Here is a 366-nt window from a genome sequence, read left to right as displayed (position 1 = left end):
ATAAGAAAAACCCCGCCCCCCGCCATAAAGTTGCCAAACCACAAAACGCGCAAGTTCCGCTGCCACTCAGGCAAGCCCTTTGCTGCCATGGTGATGCTCCTTCCTGAAGAATGTCATAAACTTCAGTTTAGCATACCCGCACTGACTGGCGAACAACCACCAATGATGCCCAGCCTTTCGCCGCTCTCTTTGCGCAGCTGTCTTCACCACAAATTCTGGCAAGCATCAGAACCTGCTACGGGTTTTGAAAGCAATGCAAGCATTTGATGCCTGCTTCCCCGACCGACGTCAACACCCAGAAAGACACAGTAAAAAGCAAAGGACCCTTGCCCGCGCACTTTGCGGGCAAGGGTCCTTTGCTTTTTA

Annotated in this window: 1 protein-coding gene; it reads left to right on the top strand. The window is 51.9% G+C overall.

Going from position 1 to position 366, the window contains the following annotated elements:
* On the top strand, positions 1–267 hold a 267-nt coding region (locus L248_RS16235; RefSeq protein ID WP_220095320.1), incomplete at its 5' end, for a hypothetical protein.
* Positions 268–366: the final 99 nt, after the last annotated feature.

This window comes from Schleiferilactobacillus shenzhenensis LY-73, assembly GCF_000469325.1.
GTDB classification, from domain to species: domain Bacteria; phylum Bacillota; class Bacilli; order Lactobacillales; family Lactobacillaceae; genus Schleiferilactobacillus; species Schleiferilactobacillus shenzhenensis.
The sequence above is the reverse complement of the archived record's forward strand: the minus strand, read 5'-3'. Positions and strand labels throughout refer to the sequence as shown.